1 protein-coding gene is annotated in these 1,192 nt (G+C 68.9%); it reads left to right on the top strand.

The window, feature by feature from the left end; genetic code table 11:
• Nucleotides 1-58: 58 nt before the first annotated feature.
• Nucleotides 59-1,192, top strand: a 1,134-nt coding sequence (locus tag HK417_RS24325) for an IS630 family transposase (RefSeq protein WP_222273323.1), incomplete at its 3' end; no start/stop codon positions are given.

The raw sequence follows: 1,192 nt of genomic DNA, 5'->3' as shown, positions 1-1,192 counted from the left end.
GCGCTGAGCGGACCAGCCTTGTCTCGTCTGATCCTGACTTCCCCGCAGGAGATGCGAGATGGTCCACTCCGTGCAGGTCCGGCCGATCAGCAACGACGAGGGCAACCGACTGCTGCGCATCGTGCGCCGCGGCACCGGATCGGTGGTGACCTGGCGGCGGGCGCAGATGGTGCTGCTCTCCGCGCAACACATGCCCGTCGCCAAGATCGCCGAGGTCACCTTCACCAGCGCCGACCGGGTCCGGGACGTGCTGCACAACTTCAACACCGACGGCTTCGACTCGCTCTACCCCCGCTACGCCGGCGGTCGACCGCCGAAGTTCGACCTGAAGCAGCGAGCCCGGATCAGGCAGATCGCGCTGTCCCGCCCGGCCGATCACGACCTGCCGTTCTCGGTCTGGAGCCTGTCGAAACTGGCCGACTTCCTGGTCGCCGAGGGGGTGGTCGACGACATCTCCCACGAGGGCCTGCGCCTGGTCCTTCGTGACGAGGACGTCAGCTTTCAAGCGGTGAAGACCGTCAAGGTCAGCACCGATCCGGACTACGAGGCCAAGACCAGCCGGGTGCTCGAGCTCTACGCGATCGCCGATGGGCTGGCCGAGCCCGGCCCGGCCGATCCCACGGTGGTGTTCTGCGTCGATGAGTTCGGCCCGCTGAACCTGCAGCCGCATCCGGGCCGGCAGTGGGCCCCGGTCGCCCGCGGCACGGGCGATCCGGCCGCTCCGCGCCGCCGTCGGCGGCGGGCGACCTACACCCGCCCGCAGGGTGTCCGGCACCTGTTCGCCGCACTCGACCTGGCCCGGGACAAGCTCTACGGCCACGTCACCCGGCGCAAGCGCCGCACCCAGTTCCTGGCCTTCTGCCGCTACCTGCGCTCGCTCTACCCGGACCAGGTGCGGATCGCGATCGTCTGCGACAACTTCAGCCCGCACCTGTCCACCCGCACCGATGACCGGGTCGGCCGCTGGGCAGCGGCGAACAACGTCGAGGTCTCCTACACGCCGTTCTACGGCTCCTGGCTCAACCGCATCGAGCCGCAGTTCACCGCGCTGCGCTACTTCACCCTCGACGGCACCGACCACGAATCCCACCGCGAGCAGGCGAGCATGATCCGCCGCTACATCGCCTGGCGGAACGGACACGCCACCGACCCCAAGCTGCGCAAGGTCATCAAGCGGGCCTCAACCATCAAG

This window comes from Modestobacter marinus (assembly GCF_019799945.1).
Classification (GTDB): domain Bacteria; phylum Actinomycetota; class Actinomycetes; order Mycobacteriales; family Geodermatophilaceae; genus Modestobacter; species Modestobacter marinus_B.
This window is presented reverse-complemented; position numbering and strand designations above follow the sequence as displayed.